The sequence below is a fragment of the Domibacillus iocasae genome (genome assembly GCF_001750285.1).
Taxonomy (GTDB): Bacteria; Bacillota; Bacilli; order Bacillales; family Domibacillaceae; genus Domibacillus; species Domibacillus iocasae.
This window is the reverse complement of the sequence record NZ_MAMP01000021.1, coordinates 226,753-249,102: the sequence shown is the minus strand read 5'-3', so window position 1 is coordinate 249,102 and position 22,350 is coordinate 226,753. Positions and strand designations below refer to the sequence as shown.

Genomic DNA, 22,350 nt, shown 5'->3' with positions numbered 1-22,350 from the left:
AAACAGCGGCAAAAAAACGGTTACACTATGTATAAAAACCCATTCTCCTTACCCTTTGTTAGCATACAATAGCCCTTTTTCAATGTCAATGTGTTGAGAACGAAAACCTCAGCAGCCCACACGGATATTTCACAAAATGCTCATACTTTTTCCATTTTTTCCGAACGTTCATTTCAAAACAGAAGAAGGTCGTCCGCTATTTTAGACGCCCTTCTTCTGTTTTATTTTACTTCAAATCGTTCCGGCTTGTTCGCTGCTGCTTTAAAGTAATAACGAATTGCGTCACAAATGCGGCGTGACGCTTCTCCATCACCGTATGGATTCGATGCTTTCGCCATTTTTTCATAAGCGGCCTGATCCGTCAGAAGCTCTGAAGCAAGCGAGTAAATCGTCTCTTCATCGGTACCAGCCAGTTTCAACGTCCCTGCATCAATTCCTTCAGGACGTTCTGTCGTATCACGCAAAACGAGAACCGGTACACCAAGTGACGGCGCTTCTTCCTGTACGCCGCCGGAATCCGTTAAAATAATATGGGCACGCTCGGCAAAGTTATGGAAGTCAATGACATCAAGCGGTTCAATCAAATGAATACGCGGGTCATCCCCTAAGATGGCATCCGCCGTTTCACGGACAGCCGGGTTTAAATGGACCGGATATACAACTTGAATGCCATTGTGATCTTCCACAAGACGCTTGATCGCGCGGAACATGTTTTTCATCGGTTCTCCAAGGTTTTCACGGCGGTGTGCGGTCATCAATATGAGACGGTCGTCGCCCAATTTTTTCAGCACATCATGTGTGTACTCTTCTTTAACAGTTGTTTTCAGCGCATCGATGGCCGTGTTCCCTGTTACGAAAATCGAATCCGGCTTTTTGTTTTCATCTAATAGATTTTGTTCAGACTGCTCTGTCGGCGAGAAATGAAGATCCGCCATCACACCTGTCAGCTGGCGGTTCATTTCTTCCGGGAACGGCGAGTATTTATTCCACGTACGAAGCCCCGCTTCCACATGGCCAACCGCAATCTGGTTGTAAAATGCAGCAAGGCCTGCAACAAATGTCGTTGTTGTGTCACCATGAACAAGCACTATGTCCGGCTTAACGTCTTTCATGATCTGGTCGAGCCCTTCAAGTCCACGCGTTGTTACATCGATCAACGTCTGGCGGTCTTTCATAATATTCAAATCATAATCCGGTGTAATATTGAAAATGTTGAGCACCTGGTCAAGCATTTGGCGGTGCTGTGCTGTTACGGTTACGATGGCTTCAAATTCTTCCGGACGTTTTTTTAATTCTAAAACGAGCGGTGCCATTTTAATCGCTTCCGGCCGCGTGCCGAAAATCGTCATTACTTTAATCGGGCGATCCATTCTCTCCACCTGCTTTTCTTTATTTTGTTCCGAATAACCGGTCGCCGGCATCACCAAGACCCGGGACGATGTAGCCTTTTTCATTTAGCTTTTCATCTAAAGATGCAATATAAATATCCACATCCGGATGCGCTTCTTTTAATAAGCCCACGCCCTCAGGAGCTGCGATCAGACACATAAATTTAATATTTTTCGCCCCGCGTTTTTTTAGGGAATTGATTGCTTCAATAGCAGAACCGCCCGTTGCGAGCATCGGATCCACAACGATGAAATCGCGATCTTCCACATCCGTCGGCAACTTCACATAATATTCAACCGGCTGAAGTGTTTCTGGATCACGGTATAAGCCAACGTGGCCTACTTTCGCCGCAGGAATCAGCTTTAATACACCGTCCACCATGCCAATGCCCGCGCGCAAGATTGGCACAATGCCTAACTTTTTGCCCGCAAGCACTTTCGCTTTTGCATCACAAACCGGTGTCTGGACCGTTACCTCCTCAAGCGGCAGGTCACGTGTAATTTCAAAAGCCATTAATGTTGCCACTTCATCTGTTAACTCACGGAAATCTTTTGTCCCGGTGTTTTTATCACGGATCATTGTCAGCTTATGCTGAATAAGCGGATGATCAAATACATAAACTTTTCCCATCGTTTTCACTCCTTATTTATCCCGCATTAACAGGCAGTAAAACTCCCACTCCCACCTCAAGATTTTGAATAAAACAAAGAGGCTCTAGCAGAAGATCCAACTGCCCGTAAAAGCCCGATTGGTTCATCTAACCGTTAGCGGAGATGAAGAAAATCCCCACTAACGAAAGATTTACTTTAAAAGGCCATGCAAAGTCAATCCTATTTTACTTGAAAAGCAAAGGACGGGCAACCGACTGAAAAATCGGACATTTATTACTTTGTAAAAAAAGAGCTGTCTCTATTCGAGACAGCTCCTTCCATGTTTACGCTTCTTGATAAAGAGCGTATTTTGATGTTAATGAAGCAACACGTTCTGCTGCTTCTTTTAATACAGCTTCATCTTCATGGTTTTTCAATGTTTTCGCAATGATCGCTGCAACTTCGTCCATTGCCGCAAGATCAAATCCGCGTGATGTTACCGCTGCTGTACCAATACGGATACCGCTTGTAACAAACGGGCTTTCTGGATCGTAAGGAATTGTATTTTTGTTCACTGTGATGCCAACTTCGTCAAGTACCGCTTCCGCTACTTTACCTGTCAGTCCAAGTGAACGAAGATCAATCAATAGAAGGTGATTATCTGTTCCGCCTGACACAATGTCGATGCCCTCGTTTTTCAAACCTTCAGCCAAATGGCTTGCATTATCAATTACGTTTTGCGCGTATACTTTAAAATCATCCTGAAGCGCTTCGCCCAATGCAATCGCTTTTGCAGCAATAACGTGCATAAGCGGACCGCCCTGAATACCAGGGAAAATGGATTTATCGAATTTTTTGCCAAACTCTTCAGTTGACAAAATCATACCGCCGCGTGGACCGCGAAGCGTTTTATGCGTTGTTGTTGTTACAAAGTGCGCGTATGGAACTGGGCTTTGATGAAGGCCTGCAGCAACTAAACCAGCAATGTGCGCCATATCCACCATCAAGTAAGCGCCGACTTCATCCGCAATTTCACGGAACTTTGCGAAGTCGATCGCACGCGGGTATGCACTTGCACCTGCAACGATTAATTTCGGCTTGTGCTCAAGCGCTTTTTGACGAACATCTTCATAATCGATTACCTGCTCGTCTTTTGTGACCCCATACTCAACGAAATTATATTGAACACCGCTGAAGTTAACCGGGCTTCCGTGTGTTAAGTGGCCGCCGTGAGATAAATTCATGCCAAGAACCGTGTCGCCTGTTTCTAAAACAGCAAAGTAAACACCCATGTTTGCCTGTGCGCCTGAATGCGGTTGAACATTTACATATTCTGCACCGAAAAGTTTTTTTGCACGATCACGCGCTAAATCTTCCACAACGTCAACATGCTCGCAGCCGCCATAGTAGCGTTTGCCCGGATAGCCTTCCGCATATTTATTCGTTAAAACCGAACCTTGTGCTTCCATTACCGCTTCCGATACGAAGTTTTCTGACGCAATCAGCTCAATTTTCGTTTGCTGGCGCTTTAGTTCATCTTCAATTGCTGCAAATACAGCCGGGTCTTGCGCTTGAATTTTACTCATCGTTGTTCCCCTTCCCAATCTATAAAAATAATGTGTACGAATAGTTGTTAAAAAATCCTCTTTCATAATAACATGTTTTCCGAATCTTTCAACTGCATTTTATGCTTTTTTACGTATTTTTCATTAAAAAAGGGGCTGTCTCCCACAAAAAAGATAGCAATTTCTTAACATTCAGGTCCATTCAAATCGCTTACATTCGTTTTTTCGTAAACAGCACGCGGACCGCCGATTAATTTTGGACGGGTTCTTGCCATCGTCACATGCGCGGCTCCGACTGAACTGCCGGACGTACGTACCGGCACAGCCACATGCTTTAAATGCATGCCAATAAACGTGTCGCCAATGTCAATGCCGCCGTCTGCTTTGACAAATTCAACGAGCACACAATCTTTTTGCCTGAATGCATATGCTGCCATAGCACCGCCTGCTGTCCGTACGGGCACAGCCGCCACTTCATCATAACCCAATTTCTCAGCCGTTTGGCGCTCAAGCACGACCGCCCGGTTTAAATGCTCGCAGCATTGAAAAGCAAGATGCACGCCTGTTTTTTCTGCAAATGAACGGAGTACTTCGTAAAGAGCAGCTGCTGTTTCATCCGTACCGGCTGTACCGATCCGGCCGCCGGCAACTTCAGAAGTCGAACAGCCCACAACAAACAACTGTCCTTTTTTAAACTGTGCCTGCTCCTGCAGTTCTAAAAGCAGTGTCTCCAGTTCCTCTTTGTACGCAACAAGCTCATCCATCATTGCTCACTCTTTTCTTCATATTCCGCAATTTTGCCAATACGCGTCGCGTGACGCCCTGCTTCAAAGTCTGTTGTCAGCCATGTTTGGACAATTTCACGTGCAAGCCCTGCTCCAATAACTCGCTCACCCATAGAGATGATATTCGTATCATTATGCTGGCGCGTCAGCTTGGCGCTGTATACATCATGGACAAGTGCGCAGCGAATGCCTTTCACTTTGTTGGCCGCAATGGACATGCCAATTCCTGTGCCGCAAATTAAAATACCGCGGTCAAATTCACCTGCCGCCACTTTTTGGGCTACTGGAAGGGCATAATCCGGATAATCCACGGACGTTTGGCATTCACAGCCAAAATCTTCATATTCAATGCCTATTTCTTCCATTAAAGATTTGATCTCTTCACGGATATTCAGGCCGCCGTGGTCTGATGCTATTGCCACTTTCATGTTAAAGTGCTCCTTTCAAGCTTTTCTGTTCTTATTTTCTCATATTTTACACGAAAACTACAATTTGAAACGAGCAATGACCGACTTTAATGCAGCCGCCTGATTCTGCAGTTTTTGGCTAATGTCGCCGATTTCATGAATAATATCCGATTGTGTACGCGCCGCATATTTGACTTCGTTGGCACCGGCAGATGTTTCTTCGGCGATCGCCGCCACTTCCTGCGATTGGCGTGTTGTTTGTTCGATTTTCCCCATCTGCTCGTCAACGAGACGCGAAATTTCTTGACAAGGTCGAAAATGCCTTTCACCGCTGTCGCACTTTCATCTGCCAGTTCCTGTATCATCCCTTCCGCTTTCTCCGCCGACTCTGTTGCTTTCTTCTGTACCGTTCCAGCAATACCTGCTACATCCTCCATCGCCTCTGCTGTTGCCTGCACGCATGAGCCGAGCTTTCTGCACCGCCAGAGATTTCTTCTGCTGTAAGCGCCATGCCGTCCGCCTGCTTTGCCGCTTGACCACTTATCTCCGCGATATATCTGACACTTTCATTTGTGACCGAAAAATTGCTTTCAATGCTTTGTACCATCGTTCGTAAATTGGCCAGCATTTCATTAAATGCGACGCCAAGCGCACGGATTTCATCATCGCTTTTTGGCAGTTCCACTTCTTGTTCAATCCGTCCCGCAGCTGCCGAACGAGCCGCTGATTCAAGCCGGACAATCGGATTTACAAAATACGAAGCAGCGAAATAGGCAAGCGCTCCCGACCAAAATATTCCGAGTGACAGTGTGGCAATGGTAAACACCATTTCGTTTATATGCGAAAAATAAGCCGGATATAAATAATACATAAATAACGCACTAAAGGTATATGTTACAATTGCAAGCAATGTAACGAATACGACAAGTTTTTTCCGAATGCCAAATGCATATGTTTTTTTCTCACTCATTTCCGCGTCGCCTTTTCAAGCCATCTGCTTATGTAATAGTCTAATTCTTCAAATGTCTTTCTGTATTTGGAATCGGGACCGCCAAACGGGTCTGCCACGTCACCGCCTGCATCTTTTAGCATCATTACTTTATCCTGAAAATGAGGAAAGTGAATATCAATCAATTGTTTGTGTGACGCTGTCATCGTTAAAACCGCATCTGCCCAGTCAAGTAATTCTTCCGTTACTTGAGAAGAGGTGTGGTGATGCAAAATGCCTTTTTCAGTTAAGACTGTGGCTGTTCCTTTTGAAGCCGGCTCACCGGGATTTGCATATAAACCTGCCGATTTTACTTTCCAATCCGGTTTTTTTTGACGCAAAATTGCTTCTGCCATCGGACTTCGGCACGTATTGCCTGTACACACAAACAAAATATTCATAAAAACCACCTTTTCATCCGTTTTCTTCATTATAAAGGAACGTTTTACATGAAAATAGTCCTTTTCATAAAGAAAAGGACTCTATTAAATAAATATCCATTTTAAACCAATTATTAAAAGAAGCACCCCTCCCGCTACCTCACCCGCTTTCCCCGCCGCTGTACTCATCCGGCTGCTGAAGATAAGACCGGCCATTGTCAGGCAAGCGGCACATGCACCAAAGCTTATCACCGCTGTTGACTTGTCCATCCCAAGCACACCGAGTGACAGCCCTGTTGAAAAGCTATCCATGCTTACCCCAAAAGCAAAAAGCAACATGCCAAGCCCCGTCGGCTTTTGCCTTTCTTCTTTTCTGAAAAAAGACAAGACCATTTGCAGACCGGTAAGCGCGAGTATAATACCTCCCGCCGAAAAGAGAATATCGCCAAATCTTTCGTACAGTTCACTGCCCGCTGTCATGCTGATCAACGGCAATATAATATGCATAATGCCGACCGATGAACTTAACATCAGCTTGTCCAAAAGTCCCATTCTCCTCATTCCAACAGCCAGTGCTGCCCCAAATGCGTCTGCCGACAACGCCAATGATAAAATAAAAATATCCATGCTCATTTATATGCCTGCCGTTTTTTTCTATACACACACTAGAAACAGAATAACAACTCGGCCATGTATTTTTTTGAAGTATAAAGGTCAACTTAATATAGACAGAGAAAAAATAAGCAGGCTGCTTGTACAGCCTGCTTACTTCGCTTTAATCCATTTATCCCCCGCTGCTTTTTCCAGCCGGTTCATAATCGCAGCGCCGACTCCTTCTGCTGGAAAAGCTTCCGCAATAATTACATCAACTGGCTGTTCATTAAATGACCGCAGCGTTCCATATAATTCTTTCGCTACAGAAGTCAAATCGCTTCGACGGCCGCATGGAATCACCACATCTGCTTTATAAAGTCCAGTACTTTCTTCAGTCGCAAGCACACCGACTTTTTTTCCTTCCACACGCCATTCATCTACTTTTTGCTGAATAACAGCCGGCAGCCCCTCCATAATAAAGAGAGGCGCTTCGGGCGCATAATGCGCATATTTCATGCCCGGCGCTTTCGGTGTTTCTTCTTTTTGTTTCAGCGTCGTATCTGTATCCGTTTTTCCCGCTACAGATTCAATGTCCGCCTGGGTAACTCCACCCGGGCGCAGAACAATAGGATAATCCCCTGTGCAGTCGACAACAGTCGATTCAAGACCGACTCCTGTTTCACCGGCATCCACTATACCGGCAATACGTCCATTCAAATCATCAAGCACGTGCTTTGCAGCGGTCGGACTTGGCTTGCCTGATCGATTTGCACTGGGCGCCGCGACCGGAACACCGGATTCTTTAATTAGCGCAAGCGCTACAGGATGGTTCGGCATGCGAATTGCCACCGTCGGAAGCCCAGCCGTCACACGTTCGGATAATACACCTTCTTTTTTCGGCACAACAACTGTCAGCGGTCCAGGCCAAAATGCATTCATCAACAGATAAGCGTATGGGGGAATCGAATGTGCTAATTCGTCCACCTCTGCCCGGTCCGCAATGTGGACAATAAGTGGATTATCGGATGGACGGCCTTTTGCTTGAAAAATTTTTTCCGCAGCACTGTCCAATTTCACTTGGCCACCCAGCCCATAAACCGTTTCTGTCGGAAAAGCAACCACTTCACCTTTTCTGATAAGACCCGCCGCTTCTTTTATATGTGGATAATTCTGAAGATTTATACCGCACTTATCCACAACCCAGTGTTTCGTCTCCATATTCGTCACCTTTACTTTTTTATTTACAGAATCTAATTATAATCCTATTTTTTCTATACATAAATCGACTTTCCACTTTTTGTAAGTAAAAGTTATTCACAATATGTTGATAAATTATCTACATTTGTGGATAACTGTGTGGATGATTGTCCATTTTTTAAAATCGTTGAACAAAATAAATCTATGTCTTCTTTAGCTGCAACAGTTTTCTGATTTACCTCTATACGATCTTCCTTTTTCACTTTTTCCCACAATTCCTTCACAGCCCACTTATATTCTGGCTCTTCCTCTTCTTCTTCCGGAAAACAAAACGATGGGTAAAGCAGGCACCACCAGTTATCCCCACGTCCATCCCCAATGGTGACCACGAGTGATTCATAGTCACCTGGCGGATAAACATAACGTCCGTATTGCTTAGCAGGAAATGCTTCTTTGCCTAATGAGACCTGGACGTTTTCGCCAGCCGCTTTTGATGCGCTTTCTTTAACCTCTTTTATATTCTCCGCAATCAGTGTTCGAGCTTCTTCGGAAGAATGTGCTTTAGACGCCCATTCTCCAATTTGAGCTGCTACTGCCAGGTGAACGTGTTCTTTTCTTTCTTGCTCCAGTTTACTATTGTCATGCGCGACAACACGAATGCGGATCGCTTCATCCGGAATACCACCCGCCGCCGGATCATCCGGGGCAAAGTACATCATAAAGCATGCAGCTGCTGAAAGTCCATATACATATAGAATCAGGATTTTTGTTTTCATCTTGTTATCCCTCCCGGCAATCAGTATCACCGGGATGGGACAATCTTAAACGTATAAAAATACCATTCTATCTTTTCCGTTAATATCATAAACAATCTCTGTTTCTCTGTTTGGAAAAGACGCTTGAAACATCGCGGCCACGTCTTTTGTTTGGCCGGCACCTGTTTCTACACCGACCAGCCCGCCTTTTTTCATTACAAATGGCAGCTGTTCGGCTAATTTCCGGTACAAATCAAGCCCGTCTTTTCCACCGAATAAAGCCATATGCGGCTCATAATCCACAACAACTGTGGACAACGTTTCTCGTTCATTCACAGGAATATAAGGAGGATTCGATAACAGGATATCCACAATCAATTCCCGTTCCATTAGCGGTGCCGCCAAGTCACCCTGTAAAAATGTAATTTCCGCTCCAAGCACTTCAGCATTTTGAGCAGCTGTTTTAATTGCTTCCGCCGATAAATCCACGGCGTAGACATCGGCATCCGGTCTTTCAGCCTTCATCGTGACTGCAATAGCTCCGCTGCCAGTACCGATGTCAGCAATAATAGGATTTGTCATCGTTTTTATTTTTTGGAGCGCATGATAGACAAGTTCTTCCGTTTCCGGGCGCGGAATGAGTACATCACCGTTGACGATAAACGACCGTCCGTAAAAATCTTCGGTGCCAATTAAATGCTGAACCGGCACCCCTTTTGCATGGTCCATAACCATTTGTTGAAATGCAGCCATCTGCCCGCTTTTCAATTCGTCATGCAGACGGGCCAGCAGGTCGGAACGGCTCGTCTTTAACACATGCTTCATAACAAGCTCGCCTGCATTCACGTCGCGTCCATGCTCGATTAAATAAGAAGAAGCCCACTTTAGGGCTTCGTATATTTTTTGTTCCACAGGTTAATCCTCCAGGTTTTCAAGGCGGCTTGATTGATCTTCTACAATTAAAGCGTCAATCACTTCGCCAACTTTACCTTCAAGAATTTGATCCAGCTTTTGGATCGTTAACCCGATTCGATGATCCGTGACGCGGTTTTGCGGAAAATTGTACGTGCGGATTCGCTCAGAACGATCACCCGTGCCGACCGCTGATTTACGCACCGCATCGTATTCGGCCTGCGCTTCTTTTTGAAATTTATCATAAATGCGGGCACGAAGAACTTTCATCGCTTTTTCTTTATTTTTAATTTGCGATTTCTCATCTTGGCACGATACAACAATTCCAGTCGGCATGTGCGTCAGGCGGACGGCAGACATCGTTGTGTTAACCGACTGGCCGCCTGGCCCGCTTGACGTGAACGTATCCACCCGAATATCTTTGTCATGAATGTCAATTTCAACTTCTTCTGTTTCAGGCAAAACAGCAACCGTCGCCGTTGATGTATGAATCCGGCCGCCCGACTCTGTTTCTGGCACGCGCTGGACGCGATGCGCCCCATTTTCATATTTCAGCTTGGAGTACGCACCGCGTCCGTTGATCATAAAAATAATTTCTTTATAGCCGCCAACACCCGTTGTACTCGCTTCAATAACATCAATTTTCCAGTTGTTCGCTTCTGCATAGCGTGAATACATCCGGTACAAGTCAGCGGCAAAAAGCGCCGCTTCATCGCCGCCGGCTGCACCACGGATTTCCATGATGACGTTTTTGTCGTCATTCGGATCTTTCGGGATCAACAAAATCTTCATCCGCGCTTCGAGGTCGGCGAGTGTTTCTTCGAGTTCGCTTATTTCTTCTTTGACCATCTCACGCATATCCGCATCCAGCTTATCGTCAAGCATCGCTTTTGCATCCGCATATTGTGCTTTTGCTTCTTTATATTGCCGATAGACTTCCACCGTTTCTTGTATGTCGGACTGCTCTTTCGAATAATCACGCAGCTTCGTCGAATCATTGACGATTGCCGGGTCACTGAGCAATTCATTCAGCTTGTCATAGCGGTCTTCCACCGCCTGTAATCGATCAAACATTGCGTTCACCTCATTTATTAAAGCGGCGGAGTTTGATGGCATTTCCGGCAGACCGGATAATAGGAATCATTGCCGCCAATTTGAATTTGTTCACCTGTATAAACCGGCTTGCCCGCTTCATCAACGCGTAAATTCATCGTTGCTTTCCGCTCACAGAACCAGCAGATTGTTTTCATTTCTTCTACTTTATCTGCGTAAATGAGCATATATTGGCTTCCTTCAAATAATTCATTTTGAAAGTCATTTTTCAAGCCGAATCCCATCACCGGAATGTTTAATTCATCTACAATTTTTGCCAGCTGCAGCACATGTTCTTTTGATAAAAACTGTACTTCATCCAGTAAAATACATGATGGATTGGATGGATCGTTTTTCACTTCATCGAATACGTTCGTATCCGCAAATACCGGGCGAGCCGAACGGCGAAGACCGATACGGCTTGAAATGTAGCCGACTTCATCCCGCGTGTCGAGTCCGGATGTAAACAAAAGCACACATTTATTTTGTTCTTCATAGTTATTGGCAACTTTTAAAATTTCAATCGACTTGCCGCTGTTCATTGCACCATATTTGAAAAAAAGCTGGGCCATGCTGGTAGTCCCTCCGTTTTTACATACAAAAAAACAGGCAAGCAGTTTGCACTCCTTGCCTGTCCCTTTTATCATTATCTTGCTTGATCTTTAATGCCGTATTTTTTGTTGAAACGATCCACACGTCCGCCTGCGTCAGCAAATTTCTGACGTCCAGTATAGAATGGATGGCATTCAGAGCAAACCTCTACGCGAATTTCTTCTTTTACGGAACCAGTTTCAAACTCATTTCCGCATGCACATTTAACAAGTGCAGTTTTGTAGTTAGGATGAAGTCCTGCTTGCATGTTTTTTCTCTCCTTCCGCCCTGAGTCATTCCGAAACAGAGTTAAATATAATTAGACGCTTGGCCTAACTATTTATTTCATTCATACAAACTACATTATAACAGCCACTTCAAAAAATTGCAAATGCATTACAGCATTTTTTTCGATGCGCCGTTTTTCTTCGTTTCCGCGAGCAACTGGGCAATGAAATCTTCATTGTTTTTCGTCTGGCGGAGACGGCGAAGTACTTTATCCGCCAAGTCTGGTGCATCCGACATCGTTTTTCGAATGGCCCACACCATATCAAGCTGTTCTTTGCCAATGAGGAGCTCTTCTTTTCGTGTACCTGACCGGCGGATATCGATTGCCGGGAAAATACGGCGCTCGGCCAGTGAACGGTCAAGGTGCAGCTCCATATTACCCGTTCCTTTAAATTCTTCATAAATGACGTCATCCATCCGTGACCCCGTATCGACCAGTGCAGTTGCTAAAATCGTTAAGCTTCCGCCTTCTTCAATATTACGGGCAGCTCCGAAAAAGCGCTTTGGACGATGAAAGGCCGCCGGGTCAATACCACCCGAAAGCGTTCGGCCACTCGGTGGGATGACAAGGTTGTACGCACGGGCAAGACGTGTAATCGAATCCATTAAAATAATGACGTCGCGTTTATGCTCAACGAGGCGCATCGCACGCTCAAGCACAAGTTCCGCTACTTTAATATGATTTTCCGGCACTTCATCAAATGTCGAACTGACTACTTCCGCTTGAACCGACCGTTCAATGTCAGTTACTTCTTCCGGACGTTCATCAATGAGGAGAACAATCAGCTCCGCTTCCGGATGATTCGCTGAAATCGAGTTGGCAATTTCTTTTAAAAGCATCGTTTTCCCTGCTTTTGGCGGGGCAACGATCAATCCGCGCTGGCCAAATCCGACTGGCGACACAAGATCCATGATACGAGTCGATAAATGCTTCGATTCGAGTTCAAGCATAATTTGACGATCCGGGTAAAGCGGTGTGAGAGCCGGGAAATGAACACGTTCTTTCGCTGTTTCCGGGTCATCTCCATTAACGGCTTCTACATGCAGAAGGCCGTAATACCGTTCATTTTCTTTTGGCGGACGAACTTTCCCGGATACTTTGTCACCGTTCCGCAGATCAAAACGGCGGATTTGAGAAGCGGAAATGTAAATGTCTTCTGAACTGGCTGAATAGTTGATTGGACGAAGAAAACCGAAGCCTTCTGATTGAATAATTTCCAATACACCTTCCATGAAAAAGAAGCCTTGCTGTTCAGCACGCGCTTTTAAAATGGCAAAAATGAGTTCTTTTTTGGTGAGCTTGCTATAGTAGGAGATTTTGTATGTTTTGGCAAGTTCATATAGTTCTTTCAACTTTAAGTTTTCAAGATGATTAATTGTAAGTTCTTCCATTATGGCACCACACTTTATTAAATTGATTTTTTAAGAGGGAGGGATGGCGATAGCCGGCAATCTTGAAGCATTTTAGACAAGTGGGCAAATCAAACAAAACAGCGGAGAACCGGACCGGCTGCACCGCTGTTGGCTGTTGTTATGGCTTAATAACAAGGTTGGGTTTTTTATTTAAGCTATGGCGTCCATCGACGAAACGGACCGTGCCTGATTTTGCACGCATGACAATTGATTGCGTTTCTGCATAAGTACCCTTAAACTGAACACCGCGGAGAAGTTCACCATCTGTCACACCGGTCGCTGCAAAAATCGCATCGTCACCACGGACAAGATCTTCCATGCGAAGCACTTTATTTACATCAAGACCCATTTTGATGCATCGTTCGAGCTCTGCATCGTCCTGCGGCAAAAGACGCCCTTGAATTTCGCCGCCGAGCGCTTTTAGCGCAACCGCCGAAATAACGCCTTCTGGTGCGCCGCCCGAACCAAACAAAATATCAACACCTGTTTTATCGAACGCTGTATTGATTGCGCCGGCAATGTCACCGTCATTAATCAGTTTAATACGAGCGCCCGCTTCACGCAACTCAGCAATGATATGCTGATGGCGTTCTCGGTATAAAACAGTGGCCACAACATCTTCAATGTCTTTGTTTTTTGCTTTTGCGACTGCTCTTAGGTTATCTGTCACAGAAGCGTTAATGTCAATCATGCCGACCGCTTCAGGTCCAACGGCAATCTTGTCCATGTACATATCCGGCGCATTTAACAGATTGCCTGCATCTGCAACAGCAAGAACAGCTAATGCATTCCAGCCGCCTGCAGCGACGATGTTCGTTCCTTCAAGCGGATCGACCGCAACATCAACACGAGGGCCGTAGCCGTTTCCGAGCTTTTCACCGATATAAAGCATAGGGGCTTCATCCATTTCCCCTTCACCGATTACAACCGTGCCTTTCATCGGAATGGTATCAAATACATCGCGCATTGCTGACGTTGCCGCACCGTCGGCTTCATCTTTCAAGCCACGGCCCATCCAGCGTGCTGATGCTTGCGCAGCTGCTTCTGTTACGCGAACCAGTTCCATCGATAAACTTCTCTCCATTGCTCTCCAGCCTCCCCTACGACGATCAAATAGTCGCTTTATGCCACATAATCTTTTATATATTGTAACACATTAACCAATTGTTCAGCATAATCATCTCAACTTTTTATTTCGCTATACTCTTCTTCGGTCATCTCTTCCCGCCAAATATTCGCACCGAGCGCTGTGAGCTTTTCTGTCAGCTTACTGTAACCACGGTCAATGTGCTCAAGTCCGGTTACTTCTGTTACGCCATCTGCCATTAAACCGGCCAGGACAAGCGCTGCACCCGCACGCAAATCACTTGCCTTCACTTTCGCCCCCTGCAGCTGCACCGGCCCATTAATAATCGCAGAACGACCTTCTGTTTTTACATTTGCTCCCATGCGACGCAGTTCATCAATATGTTTGAAACGCGCTGGATAAATCGTATCGGTCACAATGGCTGAACCAGCCGCTTTCGTTAAAAGCGCTGTAAATGGCTGCTGTAAATCTGTCGCAAATCCTGGATACACAAGCGTTTTAATGTCGACCGTTTTAAGGTTTTCCGCCTTTCCGACAAAAATGCGGTCTTCCCCCAATTCAATCGGCACGTTCATTTCCCGCAGTTTCGCTGTTAATGATTCCATGTGGAGCGGGATGACATTATCAATAATAACACCTTCACCAGTTGCAGCCGCCATAATCATAAACGTTCCTGCTTCAATACGATCCGGAATAATTGTATGTCTGCAGCCTTGAAGCCGTTCAACACCGTCGATGCGGATGACATCCGTGCCGGCCCCTTTAATTTTAGCACCCATATTTGACAAAAGAGTCGCTACATCAATGATTTCAGGTTCTTTCGCGGCATTTTCAATAATCGTCTGCCCTTTTGCCTTAACAGCCGCCAGCATAATATTAATGGTAGCGCCAACGCTGACAACATCCAAATAAATTCGCGCGCCGCGCAGCTCGCCCGCACGCAAATAAATCGCGCCCTGTTCGTTTGTTACTTCGGCACCGAGCGCTTCAAACCCTTTAATATGCTGATCGATTGGACGAGGACCGAGGTGGCATCCCCCCGGCAAGCCGATAACCGCTTTGTTAAAACGGCCTAGCATCGCGCCCATCAAGTAATAAGAGGCGCGCAGCTTTTTAACTTTTCCGTTCGGAAGAGGCATAGCCGTCATGGCCGTCGGGTCAATCTTCATTTCACCGTCTTCAAACGTTACGTCTCCGCCAATTTCCTCTAAAAGACCTTTCAGCATGTGAATATCAGAAATATCCGGCAGTCCTTCGATTGCGATCGGAGATTCCGCTAAGATGGCAGCCGGCACAAGGGCAACAGCGCTATTTTTAGCTCCATCTACCTTGATCGTTCCTTTTAAAGGATGACCGCCTTCAACTTTTAACTTTTCCATCATGTTGTACTCCCTTCTTCCAGCGTAAACGGAAAGCGGGAAAGCTTTCTTGGTAGTCGTAGTTTAACCGATAACAATCGTCTCATGTACAATTCTTACTTTGCTTTGCGTTTTTCCCAGTCAGCAAGGAATCCTTCGATACCTTTATCCGTTAATGGGTGTTTAAATAATTGCTCAAGCACTTTGTAAGGAGTTGTCGCAATGTGTGCACCTTTTAATGCCGCTGCTGTAATATGCTGCGGATGACGAATGGATGCTGCAATAATTTCTGTTTCAATTCCGTGAATCGCAAAAATATCAGCAATGGTTTCAATCAATTCAAGTCCATCTTGTCCAATATCGTCCAAACGGCCAAGGAATGGAGAAACGTATGAAGCACCTGCACGAGCTGCCATCAATGCCTGGTTCGCACTAAAGATAAGTGTAACGTTTGTTTTAATGCCTTCTTTTGCGAACACTGCGACCGCTTTCAAACCTTCTGGCGTCATTGGTACTTTCACGGTAATATTTGGCGCGATTTTCGCCAGTTCACGGCCTTCTTCAATCATGCCTTCCGCATCAAGCGCGATTACTTCCGCACTAACTGAATCTGAAACAAGGTCCGTAATTTCACGAAGACGCTCATGAAATGGGATGGTTTCTTTTGCAACCAGTGAAGGATTTGTTGTAACACCTGAGAGGATACCCCAAGAGTGTGCTTCGCGAATTTCGTCAATGTTTGCTGTGTCGATAAAGAATTTCATTAAATTTTCCCTCTTTTCAGTTCATTTTAAGATATAAACAACAACCGCCTATTCGTTAAAAAAGGCGGTTCTTGTCATTATTCATTTTAAATCAAAAATCCGCATTACGCGGGCTTCTTTTATGCTTGGCCTGAAGAACCAAATTCACGCATTTTGCCAATAACCGTCGCTTTGATTGCATCACGAGCTGGTCCAAGGTACTTACGTGGATCGTACTCGTTCGGTTTTGCTGCAAGTGTTTCGCGAACTGCTTTTGCAGAAGCGATTTGGTTTTCTGTGTTTACATTGATTTTAGCTGTTCCAAGCGAAACTGCTCTCTCAATGTCTTTTGTTGGAATGCCTGTACCACCGTGAAGAACGAGTGGAAGACCAGTTGCGTTTCCGATCTCTTCCATTTCTTTGAAACCTAAGTTAGGCTCACCGCTGTAAGGACCATGAACAGAACCAAGCGCCGGCGCCAGGCAGTCGATGTTTGTGCGTTTAACAAGCTCTTCGCATTCTTTTGGATCTGCGTAAATAACGCCGTCAGCAATAACGTCGTCTTCTTGTCCGCCAACTGTTCCAAGTTCCGCTTCGACTGAAACGCCTTTTGAATGTGCATATTCTACAACTTGAGAAGTTGTGGCAATGTTTTCTTCAAATGGATGGTGTGATGCATCGATCATAACAGATGTAAAACCTGCATCGATCGCTTCTTTACATTTTTCAAAGCTTGAACCGTGGTCAAGGTGAATGGCTACAGGCACAGTTGTCCCATAGTCTTCCATCAAACCTTCCACCATTTTTACAACCGTTTTAAAGCCGCCCATGTAACGAGCTGCGCCTTCAGATACACCAAGGATAACAGGTGACTTTTCTTCTTCAGCCGCCTGAAGAATTGCTTGAGTAAACTCAAGATTGTTTAAGTTGAATTGGCCTACTGCGTATTTTTTCTCTTTCGCAGTGTCTAACATTTCTTTCATTGATACTAATGGCATTTTGTTTCCTCCTCTAAGGGAAATGTTTGCTTCATGAAAAAAACCACATTAGTATCATATCAAATTCATCTTTTTATTACCAACAGAAATTACGCTATTCGATTAATGAGTTAAATGATCTTTCACATTTTTACGAATATCATCAATGTCAAACGGCTTCGGAACGTGCATAATGGCGCCGATGTTTTTCGCTTCCTGAATCATATCCAGCTCTCCATAGGCTGTCATAATAATCGCCCGGATATCCGGATTTTCTGCTTTCATCCTTTTTAGAATTTCAATCCCATCCATACCTGGAATTTTCATATCGAGCAAAACAAGGTCAGGGTTCCGTTCTTTTGCCAAGTGAATCGCTTCCGGCCCGTTTGCTGCCTGCAGCGTTTCATATCCTTCTTTTTTCAGCACTTCGTTCAATAAAATCCGAATGCCGTATTGATCATCTACAATAAGTATTGTTGCTGTCATTTCCTATTCCCCCTATATGTGTCAACTTCCGTTTCTTCCTTTTTGTTACATTCGACAGAACATTTCAAATTCCTTTTTTCATTTTACTTAAACAGGATGTTTTGAGTTCTCCGCTGCATAAAGGACGCTTTGGGTTCTCCGTTGCATACAGGATGTGTGCGTTTTTAGGAGAACTTCACTTATAATGTAGAAAAAAGAAAAGAGTGATTGGATTTGTCGAAAATGTTTATGACACAGCTAAGCGGCTTGCTGAAACGAATCAGTGAAAAAGAAGAGTTTGCGATTGAAGACGCGGGACGATTGCTGGCGCAAAGTTTTATGAGCGAGGGTTCTATATATATGAAAGGATTCAGCGAGATGGCCGCAATTGAAACCGAAGCAGTATTTGGTGCCGAAGTACTGAGTAGCGTAAAGCGCTGGACCGAAGACACCCAGCTGACCGAAGCCGACCGCGTGCTTATAGCTACTCGTTTTTCAGATGATCCAGATGCGGTTCATCTGGCTAAAAAACTGGCGGCAGAGGGAATTCCTTTTGCAGCCATAGCGTCTAAAAAAGCTGAAGCCGGCATCGATGAGACAGCTGATGTGTTTATCGATTTACGCCTGACAAAAGGCTTGCTGCCGGATGATGACGGCGGACGAACTGGATTCCCTTCTTCTATTGCAGGTTTGTATGTATACTTTTTGATGAAAATGACGATTGAAGAAATTATAGCAGAGTATGAAGAAGGGTAAGTTTAAACATCACGCGTAAAAAGAGAAAAAATCCTCCAACGTAAAATACAGAAAAGGACCTGTCTAATTCGACAGGTCCTTCATATTTAATTATTTTTAATAGAAGCTTGAATAAATTCTCTAAACAACGGCTGCGGCCGCGTCGGGCGCGATGTGAATTCTGGATGGAACTGCGCAGCGACAAACCATGGGTGATCTGCAAGCTCAACAATTTCAACGAGACGGCCATCCGGGCTTGTGCCGGAAAAGATAAAGCCTTTTTTCTCCATTTGCTCACGGAATTCATTGTTAAATTCGTACCGATGGCGGTGACGTTCGTACACAATTTCTTCATTGTATGCGGCGCGCGCCTGTGTACCCGGTTTTAGTTTACATGCATAAAGCCCAAGACGAAGCGTACCACCCAAGTCTTCGATATCTTTTTGCTCAGGCAGAAGATCGATAATCGGATATGGTGTGTCCGGCATGATTTCCGCTGAATGCGCCCCTTCAAGCTTTAGTACGTTGCGTGCATATTCAATGGATGCGAGCTGCATACCCAGGCAAATACCGAAAAACGGCACATTGTTTTCACGCGCATATTGAATCGCCGCCAGTTTTCCATCAATGCCGCGATCACCAAATCCGCCAGGCACAATAATGCCAGCTGCGTCCTTTAAACGTTCTGCAGCGTTTTCCTGTGACAATTCCGCTGAGTTTACCCAGTCGATTTCAACATCTGTATCGAACTGATAGCCGGCGTGTTTTAATGACTCCGCAACAGAGATATAAGCATCTTGCAATTCTACATATTTGCCAACCAGGGCAATGCGTGTTTTATTCGGCAGGTTGCGCACTTTGTCTACAAGCGCGCTCCATTCTGTCATGTCGGCCTCGTGGCATTGCATTTTCAGCAAGCGGCAAACGAGTTCGTCCATGTTTTGCTTTTGAAGCATAAGCGGAACAGCATACAACGTATCGGCATCTGTCGCTTCAATAACCGCTTCTTTCGCGATATCACAGAAAAGAGCTAATTTGTCTTTCATGTCCTGTGAAATCGGCATTTCCGTCCGCACAACGATAATGTTTGGCTGGATGCCTAAGCTGCGAAGTTCTTTTACGCTATGCTGTGTTGGCTTTGTTTTCATTTCGCCGGCGGCTTTTAAATATGGAATAAGTGTACAGTGAATGTATAACACATTATCCTGGCCAACATCACTTTTAATTTGGCGGATCGCTTCTAGAAATGGAAGGGATTCGATATCACCGACTGTGCCCCCGATTTCTGTGATGACAACATCTGCCCCTGATTCTTTGCCCGCACGGAATACGCGCTCTTTAATTTCATTTGTAATGTGCGGAATAACCTGTACCGTGCCGCCTAAATATTCACCACGGCGCTCTTTACGGAGAACCGTAGAGTATACTTTACCCGTTGTAATGTTGCTCAGCTTCGTTAAATTAATATCAATGAAGCGCTCGTAATGACCAAGGTCAAGATCCGTTTCTGCCCCGTCATCTGTTACAAATACTTCTCCATGCTGATACGGGCTCATCGTTCCCGGGTCCACATTAATGTATGGGTCGAATTTTTGAATAAACACCTTTAACCCGCGATTCTTCAGCAAGCGGCCGAGAGATGCGGCAGTGATGCCTTTTCCAAGAGATGAAACAACGCCGCCTGTTACGAAAATATATTTCGTCAAAGTGAAAATCCTCCTCAAATGGTTTTAATTCTTTAAAAAAATACAAAAAACGCCCCGCTTACTTCTCAGTAAGAGGAGCGTTATCGACTAAATTCATCGTCTCATAAAGAGCCCAAATAACATACTACAATTCACGAATGAAATAGTCAAGGGAAGATTCTTGTTTATTTATCACCGAGGTCGTACTCATCCTCGGCGCCTTCTTCTTCCTCAAATTCATCTTCGTCGTCTTTAAGATCTTCATCGATTTCAACGTCCAGGTCATCTTCAAGATCGTCGTCCAGATCGTCATCGTCATCATCTTCGTCAATGTCAAGATCGTCTTCCACATCATCGAAATCATCATCGTCATCAAAATCAACGAGGACTTCTTCTTCTTCGAGGACTTCTTCTTCAAAATCATCCTCAACAACTTTTTTCGCTTTTTTCTTACGTGTTTTCACTGGTGCGTTCGTCGTTTCTTCTTCCAGCTTTTCAACCGGATACCAAGCGCGAAGCCCCCAGCGATTGTCACCAAGCGGTAAGAAGCTCCCATCAATATTCAGATCTGTATAGAACTGAACCATACGGGATTTTACTTCTTGTTCTGAAATCTCCAAATGCTTTTTAATTTCAGCAAGCAGATCTTTAAACGAAACCGGCTCATGTTTATCAGCAAGGATCAAATGTGCCAGTTCAAGGAATGACATTTCTTTTAATTGTTCTTTCGAATGTTGTTGCAAGCTCACCATCCGCACTTCCCTTCTCTATTTGCACGCCCAAAAAAAGAGCAAAAACGTTTTTGGCATATTCTCCATTATAAACAAAAAATATGGCTCTACGCCATATTTATGTGATGATTTCTGTTTTTTTTCCTGCGGGAGCAGCGGAATGGCTTATTTGCTTCGTTTCTCGGCGCTTTTTTGCCCGTCCTGTTACTTCGTCATACGTTTTATAAAAGAAAAAAATCGAAAGAAGCAAGAACGGAATAGCCCCAAATTGTTTCATATAAAGCCAGTAAGATCCAATTGAGACCACGGCGATTGTTACGTAGTTAAGAAACTGCTTCAATCTTTCACGCCCTTTCAATCGACAGTTTTCGATTATTTTCTAATTTGTATTCACAGTATATCTTCTTACTATAATAAGAATATGTATGAAATGTAAATTTATTAATAATTATTCCCGCTTTTTTAAAAAATAACTCGACTTTGGGCGAAAAAGAAACTTTCGGCATAGGTATGCGTCCTTATAATCATTTTCAAGCTGTAGTGTTTTGGGTTATGTACGCCGGGTAATTAAAAAGCAGACACAGCAAAAAACAAAAATTTTTTTCAGGAGGATTATAACATCATGGATAATAAAAAATTTATTGGCGTATATCACAATGAAACAGATTTAATGGCTAAAATGGACGAACTAAAAACAAACGGCTATGCAGAAGAAGATATGTACATTACAGTAAAGGACAAAGATGCCGTTTCAATGGTACGCGGCCGGACAAATGCCGAAGTTGAAACGGCAGGCGGCTCTTGGGGTGACCGTTTTATGTCATTCTTATCCGGCGTCGATCCGATCCGCGATGGATTCTGCAATATGGGGCTTTCAGATGAAGAATCAGACCGCTACTATAACGACATCGAAAACGGAGGCATGCTTTTATATGTAGACCGTGATTATGGCAGCCGCTACGACAGTGAGTATGATCCAAGCAGAACAGTCGGCATTGCTAATGGAAATACGGCGGATCTAAATGGAGAGCGTTTAGAACCGATTGATTATGACCGGCTTAACGACTTAAATACAAACCGCTCCGGCTCCCTTACATCAGCGGATAAAACAGACGCTAATTTAGGCAGCAATTTGTATACAGAAAACGACTCATTGCGTTCAGATGATACATTAAGAGAAGAAGAAACGCTGCGTTTGCATGAAGAACGCTTAAATGTAAATAAAGAACGCGTTCAAACGGGCGAGGTTTATGTTGAAAAAGAAGTGATTGAGGAAGAGCAGGTCATTGACGTGCCAGTTGAGCGCGAAGAAGTATTTGTTGAGCGCCGCCCTGTGACAGAAGGTGATCTTACAGCAACAGATAATGATTTAACCGCATTTGACGAGCGAGACCCTGCATTTAAAGAGGACGGGGAAACGATTCGAGTGCCAATTACGGAAGAGCGCGTCGAAGTGACGAAAAAACCGGTTGTTACAGAAGAAATCGTTATTGGCAAGCGTAAAGTAGAAGATACAGAAACGGTTCGTGATACGGTTCGCCGTGAAGAAGCCCATATAGAAGAAGACGGCAGCGTAGTCGGAAAAGATAAACTCCGGAAAGATCGTGACGGCTTGTTATAAAA

26 protein-coding genes are annotated in these 22,350 nt (G+C 44.6%); 2 read left to right on the top strand and 24 right to left on the bottom strand.

The window, feature by feature from the left end; all coding sequences use genetic code 11:
• Nucleotides 1–221: 221 nt before the first annotated feature.
• The 21 genes from wecB to BA724_RS09900 all read right to left on the bottom strand — a co-directional run bounded on the left by wecB (nt 222) and on the right by BA724_RS09900 (nt 17,597).
• The gene (gene wecB, locus BA724_RS10000) at nt 222–1,370 is read right to left on the bottom strand and encodes a non-hydrolyzing UDP-N-acetylglucosamine 2-epimerase (protein ID WP_069938518.1); all 1,149 of its coding nucleotides are present in this window, start codon (nt 1,368–1,370) and stop codon (nt 222–224) included.
• Between the two features lie 19 nt (nt 1,371–1,389).
• Nucleotides 1,390–2,019: a uracil phosphoribosyltransferase gene (gene upp / locus BA724_RS09995; protein ID WP_069938517.1), complete on the bottom strand. Its 630-nt coding sequence runs from the start codon at nt 2,017–2,019 to the stop codon at nt 1,390–1,392.
• A gap of 304 nt (nt 2,020–2,323) precedes the next feature.
• A complete protein-coding gene (gene glyA / locus BA724_RS09990) occupies nt 2,324–3,565 on the bottom strand; it encodes a serine hydroxymethyltransferase (protein WP_069938516.1) in 1,242 nt (413 codons plus the stop codon).
• Between the two features lie 164 nt (nt 3,566–3,729).
• On the bottom strand, nt 3,730–4,308 hold the full coding sequence (locus BA724_RS09985) for a TIGR01440 family protein (RefSeq protein ID WP_069938515.1): 579 nt from the start codon (nt 4,306–4,308) through the stop codon (nt 3,730–3,732).
• Nucleotides 4,308–4,757, bottom strand: coding sequence for a ribose 5-phosphate isomerase B (gene rpiB, locus BA724_RS09980; protein ID WP_069938514.1), 450 nt, complete (start codon nt 4,755–4,757; stop codon nt 4,308–4,310). Before rpiB ends, BA724_RS09985 begins: the two co-directional genes overlap by 1 nt.
• 57 nt (nt 4,758–4,814) lie before the next feature.
• On the bottom strand, nt 4,815–5,012 hold the full coding sequence (locus tag BA724_RS18870; protein ID WP_069938513.1) for a hypothetical protein: 198 nt from the start codon (nt 5,010–5,012) through the stop codon (nt 4,815–4,817).
• 148 nt (nt 5,013–5,160) lie between these two features.
• Nucleotides 5,161–5,706: a HAMP domain-containing protein gene (locus BA724_RS18865; protein ID WP_069938512.1), complete on the bottom strand. Its 546-nt coding sequence runs from the start codon at nt 5,704–5,706 to the stop codon at nt 5,161–5,163.
• Nucleotides 5,703–6,125 (bottom strand): low molecular weight protein arginine phosphatase, encoded by a 423-nt coding sequence (locus BA724_RS09965; RefSeq protein ID WP_069938511.1) that lies wholly within the window; start codon nt 6,123–6,125, stop codon nt 5,703–5,705. Before BA724_RS09965 ends, BA724_RS18865 begins: the two co-directional genes overlap by 4 nt.
• An 84-nt stretch (nt 6,126–6,209) precedes the next feature.
• Nucleotides 6,210–6,737: a manganese efflux pump MntP gene (locus BA724_RS09960; protein WP_069938510.1), complete on the bottom strand. Its 528-nt coding sequence runs from the start codon at nt 6,735–6,737 to the stop codon at nt 6,210–6,212.
• A gap of 132 nt (nt 6,738–6,869) precedes the next feature.
• Nucleotides 6,870–7,916, bottom strand: a complete 1,047-nt coding sequence (locus tag BA724_RS09955) for an L-threonylcarbamoyladenylate synthase (protein ID WP_069938509.1) — start codon at nt 7,914–7,916, stop codon at nt 6,870–6,872.
• Nucleotides 7,917–8,008: 92 nt separating this feature from the next.
• The gene (locus BA724_RS09950; RefSeq protein ID WP_069938508.1) at nt 8,009–8,671 is read right to left on the bottom strand and encodes a stage II sporulation protein R; all 663 of its coding nucleotides are present in this window, start codon (nt 8,669–8,671) and stop codon (nt 8,009–8,011) included.
• A gap of 45 nt (nt 8,672–8,716) precedes the next feature.
• Nucleotides 8,717–9,562 (bottom strand): peptide chain release factor N(5)-glutamine methyltransferase, encoded by an 846-nt coding sequence (gene prmC / locus BA724_RS09945; protein WP_069938507.1) that lies wholly within the window; start codon nt 9,560–9,562, stop codon nt 8,717–8,719.
• A 3-nt stretch (nt 9,563–9,565) separates the two neighbouring features.
• Nucleotides 9,566–10,636: a peptide chain release factor 1 gene (prfA, locus tag BA724_RS09940; RefSeq protein WP_069938506.1), complete on the bottom strand. Its 1,071-nt coding sequence runs from the start codon at nt 10,634–10,636 to the stop codon at nt 9,566–9,568.
• 17 nt (nt 10,637–10,653) lie between these two features.
• A complete protein-coding gene (locus tag BA724_RS09935) occupies nt 10,654–11,226 on the bottom strand; it encodes a thymidine kinase (RefSeq protein ID WP_069938505.1) in 573 nt (190 codons plus the stop codon).
• 74 nt (nt 11,227–11,300) lie between these two features.
• On the bottom strand, nt 11,301–11,513 hold the full coding sequence (gene rpmE / locus BA724_RS09930; protein ID WP_069938504.1) for a 50S ribosomal protein L31: 213 nt from the start codon (nt 11,511–11,513) through the stop codon (nt 11,301–11,303).
• Nucleotides 11,514–11,641: 128 nt separating this feature from the next.
• On the bottom strand, nt 11,642–12,925 hold the full coding sequence (gene rho, locus BA724_RS09925; RefSeq protein ID WP_069938503.1) for a transcription termination factor Rho: 1,284 nt from the start codon (nt 12,923–12,925) through the stop codon (nt 11,642–11,644).
• A gap of 139 nt (nt 12,926–13,064) precedes the next feature.
• Complete coding sequence (glpX, locus tag BA724_RS09920; RefSeq protein WP_069938502.1) at nt 13,065–14,030, bottom strand: class II fructose-bisphosphatase; 966 nt, start codon at nt 14,028–14,030, stop codon at nt 13,065–13,067.
• Between the two features lie 98 nt (nt 14,031–14,128).
• Entirely contained in the window at nt 14,129–15,412 is a 1,284-nt protein-coding gene (locus BA724_RS09915; protein WP_069938668.1) for a UDP-N-acetylglucosamine 1-carboxyvinyltransferase, read from the bottom strand.
• 95 nt (nt 15,413–15,507) lie between these two features.
• Nucleotides 15,508–16,155, bottom strand: a complete 648-nt coding sequence (gene fsa, locus BA724_RS09910) for a fructose-6-phosphate aldolase (RefSeq protein WP_069938501.1) — start codon at nt 16,153–16,155, stop codon at nt 15,508–15,510.
• Nucleotides 16,156–16,274: 119 nt separating this feature from the next.
• Entirely contained in the window at nt 16,275–17,132 is an 858-nt protein-coding gene (locus tag BA724_RS09905; RefSeq protein ID WP_069938500.1) for a class II fructose-bisphosphate aldolase, read from the bottom strand.
• Nucleotides 17,133–17,234: 102 nt separating this feature from the next.
• Nucleotides 17,235–17,597 carry a response regulator gene (locus tag BA724_RS09900; RefSeq protein WP_069938499.1) on the bottom strand — a complete coding sequence of 121 codons (363 nt, stop codon included), beginning with the start codon at nt 17,595–17,597 and terminating at the stop codon, nt 17,235–17,237.
• A gap of 222 nt (nt 17,598–17,819) precedes the next feature.
• On the opposite strand from BA724_RS09900, the gene BA724_RS09895 reads away from it, so the two are divergent.
• Nucleotides 17,820–18,332, top strand: a complete 513-nt coding sequence (locus tag BA724_RS09895) for a DUF2529 family protein (RefSeq protein WP_211272229.1) — start codon at nt 17,820–17,822, stop codon at nt 18,330–18,332.
• 86 nt (nt 18,333–18,418) lie between these two features.
• Here the strand turns inward: BA724_RS09895 and BA724_RS09890 are convergent, their stop codons facing one another.
• The 3 genes from BA724_RS09890 to BA724_RS09880 all read right to left on the bottom strand — a co-directional run bounded on the left by BA724_RS09890 (nt 18,419) and on the right by BA724_RS09880 (nt 21,067).
• Complete coding sequence (locus BA724_RS09890) at nt 18,419–20,017, bottom strand: CTP synthase (protein ID WP_069938497.1); 1,599 nt, start codon at nt 20,015–20,017, stop codon at nt 18,419–18,421.
• A gap of 164 nt (nt 20,018–20,181) precedes the next feature.
• Nucleotides 20,182–20,748, bottom strand: coding sequence for a DNA-directed RNA polymerase subunit delta (rpoE, locus tag BA724_RS09885; protein WP_342670001.1), 567 nt, complete (start codon nt 20,746–20,748; stop codon nt 20,182–20,184).
• 97 nt (nt 20,749–20,845) lie between these two features.
• Nucleotides 20,846–21,067, bottom strand: a complete 222-nt coding sequence (locus BA724_RS09880) for a hypothetical protein (protein ID WP_069938496.1) — start codon at nt 21,065–21,067, stop codon at nt 20,846–20,848.
• Between the two features lie 282 nt (nt 21,068–21,349).
• Between BA724_RS09880 and BA724_RS09875 the strand changes: the two genes are divergently transcribed.
• Nucleotides 21,350–22,348, top strand: coding sequence for a YsnF/AvaK domain-containing protein (locus tag BA724_RS09875; RefSeq protein WP_069938495.1), 999 nt, complete (start codon nt 21,350–21,352; stop codon nt 22,346–22,348).
• Nucleotides 22,349–22,350 lie beyond the last annotated feature (2 nt).